General features: G+C 75.3%; 6 protein-coding genes and 1 pseudogene. 5 read left to right on the top strand and 2 right to left on the bottom strand.

Annotated elements, in window-relative coordinates:
* Positions 1 to 130: 130 nt before the first annotated feature.
* Both OF117_RS21665 and OF117_RS21660 read right to left on the bottom strand, forming a co-directional pair.
* Complete coding sequence (locus tag OF117_RS21665; RefSeq protein ID WP_263554933.1) at positions 131 to 418, bottom strand: anti-sigma factor family protein; 288 nt, start codon at positions 416 to 418, stop codon at positions 131 to 133.
* Between the two features lie 160 nt (positions 419 to 578).
* The gene (locus tag OF117_RS21660) at positions 579 to 2,408 is read right to left on the bottom strand and encodes a glycoside hydrolase family 15 protein (protein ID WP_263554932.1); all 1,830 of its coding nucleotides are present in this window, start codon (positions 2,406 to 2,408) and stop codon (positions 579 to 581) included.
* Positions 2,409 to 2,553: 145 nt separating this feature from the next.
* Between OF117_RS21660 and OF117_RS21655 the strand changes: the two genes are divergently transcribed.
* From OF117_RS21655 to OF117_RS22325, 5 genes and pseudogenes are all read left to right on the top strand, one after another.
* On the top strand, positions 2,554 to 3,954 hold the full coding sequence (locus OF117_RS21655; protein ID WP_263554931.1) for a dihydrolipoyl dehydrogenase family protein: 1,401 nt from the start codon (positions 2,554 to 2,556) through the stop codon (positions 3,952 to 3,954).
* Between the two features lie 22 nt (positions 3,955 to 3,976).
* The gene (locus OF117_RS21650) at positions 3,977 to 5,275 is read left to right on the top strand and encodes a cation:proton antiporter (protein ID WP_263554930.1); all 1,299 of its coding nucleotides are present in this window, start codon (positions 3,977 to 3,979) and stop codon (positions 5,273 to 5,275) included.
* A 16-nt stretch (positions 5,276 to 5,291) separates the two neighbouring features.
* The gene (locus tag OF117_RS21645) at positions 5,292 to 5,513 is read left to right on the top strand and encodes a hypothetical protein (RefSeq protein ID WP_263554929.1); all 222 of its coding nucleotides are present in this window, start codon (positions 5,292 to 5,294) and stop codon (positions 5,511 to 5,513) included.
* 18 nt (positions 5,514 to 5,531) lie between these two features.
* Positions 5,532 to 5,927, top strand: a pseudogene (locus OF117_RS22330) (MOSC domain-containing protein); the annotation flags it as partial.
* A gap of 261 nt (positions 5,928 to 6,188) precedes the next feature.
* The gene (locus tag OF117_RS22325) at positions 6,189 to 7,034 is read left to right on the top strand and encodes a 2Fe-2S iron-sulfur cluster-binding protein (RefSeq protein WP_411969476.1); all 846 of its coding nucleotides are present in this window, start codon (positions 6,189 to 6,191) and stop codon (positions 7,032 to 7,034) included.
* Positions 7,035 to 7,069 lie beyond the last annotated feature (35 nt).

Genomic DNA, 7,069 nt, shown 5'->3' with positions numbered 1-7,069 from the left:
GGCACCTCCCCGACGCATCGAACGTGTGTTCGAGAATAGTCGACGGACCGGGGTTCGGCAAGGCGAAAGCGCAGGTCAGCGCGCAGTAAGCGGACGAGAAAGGGTCGAGCGTGTGCACGGTCGACGGCCCTCAAGGACCTCCGCCCCGCCCATCACCGTGCAGGGTCGTGAACACCTCGAGCAGCCGCCTCCGGGCGGGGGGAGGGAGCGAGGGGACGGGGACCGTCCGGAGCGCGGTCGCCGTGCTGCGCATCTGCTCGAGGTAGATCCGGCACGGCTCGCACAGGTCGAGATGCGCTGCGACCGCCCGCGCGGCCCGCTCGGGCAGCGTCCCCTCCAGGTGCTCGGTGACCAGCTCGACGAACTCCTGGCACGCCAGCGTCAGGTCGGTGCCTCGGAGAGGCGGTTGCTCAGCCACCGGACATCCCTTCCCGACCGGCGTCGCGGTGCTCGTCCTCGAGCCGGCGCGCAGCCGGCCGCGGCCGCGCTGCTGTCTCACGGCCGGCCGCGGCCGCGCTGCTGTCCCACGGCCGGCCGCGGCGCCCGCACGGCCTCGTCGATACCCGGCGTGCGGTCCCTCATCGCCGGGCCCGCTGCGCCTGGTCGATGGCCCACGCCGCGTTGACCAGGCCGATGTGGCTGAACGCCTGCGGCACATTGCCGAGCAGCTCGCCCGTGTCCGCGTCGACCTCCTCCGAGAGCAGTCCCAGGTCGTTGACGAAGGCGGCGGCCGCCTCGAACACGGTCCGGGCCCGGTCCACCTGCCCGGACAGCGCGAGCGCCTGGGCCAACCAGAAGGTGCACAGCAGGAACGTGCCCTCCTCGCCGGCCAGCCCGTCGACGCCCTCCTCCGTGCGGTAGCGGTACACCAGGCCCCGTTCGTCGGTGAGCCGTTCGGCGATGGCGTCGATGGTGGCCAGCATCCGGGGGTCGTCGGCGGGGAGGAACCCGACGATCGGCAGCATCAGGTTGGAGGCGTCGAGCGCGGTGGAGCCGAAGTACTGGGTGAACGCCCCGGCTTCCTCGCTCCACCCCTGCTGCAGCACCGCGTCCGCGATCTCCTCGCGCGCCTTCGCCCACTCCTCGACGCGGTCCTCGCAGCGCAGCTGGGGGGCGAGGGCGATCGCGCGGTCCAGCGCGACCCAGCACATCACCTTCGAGTAGAGGAAGTGCTGCGGCTCCCCGCGCACCTCCCAGATCCCCTGGTCCCGGTCCCGCCACCGGACGGCGGCGGTGTCGGCGCAGGCCGCGAGGAACCACCGCGTCTCGTCGTCCAGGGCGGGCAGCTGGTCGGCCAGCCGGGCGGCCGCACCGAGCAGCTCGCCGTAGACGTCGACCTGCTGCTGGTTCCACGCGCCGTTGCCCACGCGCACCGGCCGGCTGTCCCGCCAGCCCCGCAGGTGCTCCAGGGTCCGCTCGCTGAGGTCGTGCTCCCCGCCGACGCCGAACATGATCTGCAGCGACGCATCCGGCCCGATGCCACCGGCTCCGGCCGTCGTCATGAAGGCGAAGAAGTCCTCCGCCTCGTCGGGGCAGGCGGCGACCCACAGCGCCTCCATGGTGAAGCTGGCGTCGCGGACCCAGGCGTAGCGGTAGTCCCAGTTGCGCTCCCCACCGACGCCCTCCGGCAGCGACGTGGTGCCGGCGGCGACGACGGCGCCGCTCGGCTGGTACGACAGCCCCTGCAGCACGCGCCCGCTCAGGTGGACCAGGTCGGCCCACGGGCCGTCGTAGGACTGGTGCAGCTCGCACCACGAGTCCCAGGAGGCCAGCGTGCGGTCGAGCAGTTCGGCCAGCTCGTCCTGCGACCAGACGTGCGCGGCGACGGCGTCGCCGAGGGTGCTGCGCTGCAGGGCCAGGTGGACGACGTCCCCGGCCCGCAGGCGCAGCCGGGCCGTGGCGCGCCCGCTGTGCAGCGCGACCTCGCCGGGCAGGGTGAGCACGAGCCAGTCGGCTCCACCCCGCGCGGCCACCCCGCCGTCCACCTCGGAGAGCAGCGGCACGATCAGGCCGTACTCGGGCCGCGGCCGGTAGTCCACCAGCACGTCCACCTCACCCGACGTGCAGACCAGCCGGCGGACCAGCACGTGCGGCACGTCCGTGCCGAGCCGGTGCCCGTCGTTGTCCGGGCCCAACCCGAGCGCGTCGGTGAGCACCAGCTCCCCGCCCGTCGTCCGGAAGGTCGTCTCCAGGGCCAGCGAGCGGCCGGCGTACCGGCGGGTCGCCGTCCACTCCGCTTCCGGCTGCACCGACCAGTGGCCCGCGTCGTCGTCCAGGAGCGCGGCGAAGACCGACGGGCCGTCGAAGCGCGGGAAGCACAGCCACACGACGCTGCCGGCGCGGTCGACGAGTGCGCAGGAGTGCCGGTCGGACAGGAAGGCGTGGTCGGCGATCGGGGTGGAGCTCATGGGGTCTCCCGGAGGTCAGGGGTGTCACTCCTGCAGTCGCGGCGGTCTGCGGTCCGTTACGCGTAACGCCGGACGGGTGGGAACGGACGACGGCTGGGAGACGAGGAGGCCCGGAGTCGAGGAGACCCGGAGTCGAGGAGGCCCGATGTCCGAGTTCCACCCGGCAGCGTTCGAGGTCGACGTCGTCGTGATCGGAGGCGGACCCGCGGGTGAGGTGGCCGCCGGACGGTGCGCCGACCGCGGCCTGGAGACCGTCCTGGTCGAGGCCGAGCTGGTCGGAGGGGAGTGTTCCTACTGGGGGTGCATTCCGAGCAAGACGCTGCTCCGACCCGGCGACGTGCTGGCGGCAGCCGCCCGGGTGCCGGGAGTCGACGCGGCCGTGACCGGTCGGGTCGACGTGCCGGCCGTGCTCGCCCGCCGGAACTACATGACCTCCGACTGGACGGACGCCGGCCAGGAGCGCTGGCTGGCCGACCACGGGGTGCGGCTGCTGCGGGGGACCGGCCGGCTCGCCGGGCGCCGGAAGGTGAAGGTGGACGACGGCCCGCCGGTGACCGCCCGGCGAGCGGTCGTCCTCGCCACCGGCAGCAGCGCGGTCCTGCCGCCGGTGCCGGGGCTGGCCGAGGTGCGCCCGTGGGACAACCGAGCCGCCACCGCGGCCAAGGAGGTGCCGGAGCGCCTGCTCGTGCTGGGCGGCGGCGCCGTCGGCCTGGAGCTGGCGCAGGCGTTCCACCGGTTGGGGTCCGCGGAGGTGACCGTGGTCGAGGGCGGCCCGGGACTGCTGCCCCGCGAGGAACCGTTCGCCGGTGAGCAGGTGCGGGCCGCGTTCGAACGCGAGGGCATCGCGGTGCGGGTGGGTACCCGGCTGACCGCTGTCCGGCGGGACGGCACCGACGGGCCGGTGCGCGGCACGCTCAGCACCGGCCAGGAGGTGACCGCGGACGAGGTGCTGGTGGCCACCGGCCGCCGTCCGCGCACCGACGACGTCGGGCTGGGCACCGTCGGGCTGAAGCCGGGAAGACCGGTCCGGGTGGACGACCGCCTGCGGGCCGTCGGCGTGCCCGGCGGCTGGCTGCACGCCGTCGGGGACTGCACCGGTCTGGCGCCCCTCACCCACATGGGCAAGTACCAGGCCCGGATCGCCGCCGACGTGATCACCGGACGGGATGTCCGCGACAGGGCCAGCCGGGACGCCGTGACGCGGGTGACCTTCACCGATCCGCAGGTGTGCGCCGTGGGTCTGACCGCGGCCGAGGCGCAGCAGCGGGGCATCGCCGTCCGGGTGCTCGACGTCGCCACCGGCGAGGTCCCCGGCTCCTACGTGCTCGGCGAGGGCCTGGAGGGGACCACCCGGTTGGTGGTCCATGAGGCGTCCGGCGTCCTGGTGGGCGCCACCATCACCGGCAGCGGCGTCCAGGAACTGCTGCACTCGGCCGCGATCGCGGTCGCGGCCCGGGTGCCCCTGACCGAGTTGCGGCACGCCGTCCCGGCGTTCCCCACGGTCGCCGAGGTGTGGTTGCACGCCCTCGACGCGGCCGGTCTGTGACTTCTTCCCGCGGAGGCCCTCGGTGCCCGACGTCTCGTTCCTCAACCTGTTGGTCGTCGCCTGCGTCGCGGCGGCGATCCCGCTGGCGCTCGGGTGGGTGCCACGGCTGCGAGTCCCCGCCGTGGTGCTGGAGATCGTCGCCGGCGTCGTGCTCGGCCCCTCGGTGCTGGGCTGGATCGAGGTGGACCTGCCGGTGCAGGTGCTGGCGCTGTTCGGTCTCGCCTTCCTGCTGATGCTCGCCGGCCTGGAGATCGACCTGCGCGGGCTGCGCGGCCGGTTGCTCGGGGTGGCGGCGCTCGGCTACGGCGTCAGCCTCGTGCTCGCCGTGCTGGTGGGGTGGGGGACGCAGGCGGTCGGCTGGACGTCGGCGCCGCTGTTCCTGGCGATCGCCCTGACGGCGACGTCGCTCGGCCTGGTCGTGCCGGTGCTCAAGGACGCCGGCCGTTCCGGGGATCCCGTCGGGCAGACCACCATTGCCGCGGCGTCGGTCGCCGACTTCGCCGCGATCGTGCTGCTCTCGCTGCTGTTCTCCATGTCGGGTGGCGGCGCCGGGACGACGGCGGGGTTCCTCGCCGGGTTCGGCGTCCTGGTCGTCGTCCTGGCGCTCGGGGTCGGCCGCGTGCGGATGTCGATGCGGCTGGGCGACGTGCTGGTCCGCCTGCAGGACACCACGGCCGAGATCCGCGTCCGGCTGGTGGTGCTGCTGCTGGTCGCCTTCGTGGCGCTGGCCGAGCGGCTGGGGCTGGAGACGATCCTCGGCGCCTTCCTCGCCGGCGCGCTGGTCGGCTTGGTCGACCGCGACTCCTCCTCGCACCCCCGCTTCCGCGCCAAGCTCGACGCCATCGGCTACGGCTTCCTGATCCCGGTGTTCTTCGTCAGCAGCGGGGTGCAGCTCGACCTGCGCGGCCTGCTGGAGGAGCCCGCGGCCCTCCTGCAGGTACCGGTCTTCCTGGCCGCGCTGCTGGTCGTCCGCGGCCTGCCCGCGGTGCTGTACCGCGGCCGGCTGGGGCGGGCCGGCTCCCTCGCCGCCGGGCTGCTGCAGGCCACGAGCCTGCCGTTCCTGGTCACCGTCGCGCAGATCGGCACGGTCACCGGCCGGCTGTCGGCCACCGCGGCCGCCGCGCTGGTGTTCGCCGGGCTGCTGTCGGTGCTGGTCTTCCCGGCGGCGGCGCTCGGGATCCTGGGCCGCCCGCAGGCCGCGGCGCCGCAGGGGCCGGGTCCGGCGACGGGCGGGCCGACCGGCCGCCCCGACCCGCGCCGGCCCTCCGACGACGTCGAGGCCGGGCCGGTCGGGCGCGGGCCGCGGGCGGGGCGGGCATGACCGCCGGCTCCCGCCCATGACCCCGGTCGGTCGGCTGCTCGCCGTGTCGGTCGGCCGGCCCCGGACGATCCCCTGGCGTGGCGGGCAGGTCGAGACCTCGATCTGGAAGACCCCCGTGGCCGGGCGGCGGTGGGTGCACCGGCTGGACGTGGACGGCGATGCGCAGGCCGATCCCGTCGGCCACGGCGGCGAGCACCGGGCCGTCCTCGTGTACCAGCGGGAGGCCTACGCCCACTGAGAGCGCCACCTCGGCCGCAGCCTGCCCGACCACGGCACCTTCGGGGAGAACTTCACCGTCGAGGGACTGGCCGACGACGAGGTCTGCGTCGGTGACCGGTTCGCGATCGGTGGCGCGGTCTTCGAGGTCACCCAGCCGCGGGTCACCTGCTACAAGGTGGGCATCCGCCTGGGCGAGCCGCGGATGCCCGCCCTGCTGACCGGGCACGGCCGCCCCGGCTTCTACCTCCGCGTGCTGCAGGAGGGCGAGGTCGGCGCCGGTGATCCGATCACGCTCGTGCACCGCGACCCCGCCGGCCTCACCGTCCGCCGCGTCTCCCAGCTGCTCTACACGGCCGCGCGTGACGCGGCGTCGCTGCGCGCCGCGCTGGCCGTGCCGGCGCTGTCCGAGGGGTGGAAGGAGTCGTTCCGGCAGCTCCTCGCCGCCGGCGTCCGGCCCGGGAACGCGGGCCTGGCGCCGCAGGCCGCGAGCGAGCCGGCGTACCCGGGGTTCCGCCGGTTCGCCGTCACCCGGGTGGTCCGCGAGTCGGCGCGCGTCGTCTCCGTCCACCTCGACCCCGGTGACGGCGGTGCGGTGTCCTCCTGGCTGCCCGGCCAGTACGTGCCGGTGCGCCTGGTGGACGCCGACGGGCCGGTGGTCCGCAGCTACTCGCTCTCCACGCCGACCGGCCCCCGCATGCGGATCTCGGTGAAGCGGGAAGGCCGGGGGAGCGGTCTGGTGCACGCCCTCCGCGTCGGCGCGGCCGTCGAGGTGGCGGCGCCGCGGGGCGGCTTCGGCTTCGATCCGTCCGCCGCGGAACCGGCGGTGCTGGTCAGCGCCGGCATCGGCGTGACACCGCTGCTGTCCTGCCTGCTGGCCCAGGCCGCCACCCGGCCCGAGCGCCGGATCGTCTGGGTGCACGTGGCCCGCTCACCGGCCGAGCACTCCCTCGCCGCCGAGGCCGACGCCGCGCTCGCCCGGATGCCCGCGGCCGTGCGGCACCTGCGCTACACGGCGGCGGACGCCGCGACGCGGGGGGACGCCGCCGGCCGGCTCACCCTGGAGGCCCTCGCCGATCTCGGCGTGGATGCCGCCTTCTCCGCGTACGTCTGCGGGCCGGACGGGTTCGCCGCGGGCGTGCGGGGGATGCTCGACGCGCTGGGGCTGCCGGCGACCGCCGTCCACGTCGAGTCCTTCGGATCGGCAGCGGCGGGTGGCACGGCCGGCCGGTCGGCCCACCCGCCGTCCCGGTCGGCCCACCCGCCGTCTCCGCCGGCGGCCGGCGGACCGCCGGTGACCTTCGCGCGGGCCGGTGTGACCACGGGCTTCGATCCGTCGCGGTGGGGCAACCTGCTGGAGCTGGCGGAGGCGTGCGACGTCCCGGTGCGCTGGTCGTGCCGCACCGGTGTCTGCCACAGCTGCGAGACCTCCCTGGTCGACGGTGCGGTCGACTACGAGCCCGAGCCGCTCGAGCCGCCCGGCGGCGAGCTGGTGCTGGTCTGCTGCGCGCGGCCCACGGCCGCGGTCACCCTCGACCTCTGACCCGGCCGCCATGCGGCCTGCGAGCCGGGCACCCT

Source organism: Geodermatophilus sp. YIM 151500 (assembly GCF_025716945.1).
Classification (GTDB): Bacteria; Actinomycetota; Actinomycetes; order Mycobacteriales; family Geodermatophilaceae; genus YIM-151500.
The sequence above is the reverse complement of the archived record's forward strand: the minus strand, read 5'-3'. Positions and strand labels throughout refer to the sequence as shown.

What these genes read in the sequence shown, in the direction of transcription:
- OF117_RS21645 (WP_263554929.1), top strand. Translation starts at nt 5,292, where the DNA reads ATGACCCCGGTCGGTCGGCTGCTCGCCGTGTCGGTCGGCCGGCCCCGG.
- OF117_RS22325 (WP_411969476.1), top strand. Translation starts at nt 6,189, where the DNA reads ATGCGGATCTCGGTGAAGCGGGAAGGCCGGGGGAGCGGTCTGGTGCAC.
- OF117_RS21655 (WP_263554931.1), top strand. Translation starts at nt 2,554, where the DNA reads ATGTCCGAGTTCCACCCGGCAGCGTTCGAGGTCGACGTCGTCGTGATC.
- OF117_RS21660 (WP_263554932.1), bottom strand. Translation starts at nt 2,408, where the DNA reads ATGAGCTCCACCCCGATCGCCGACCACGCCTTCCTGTCCGACCGGCAC.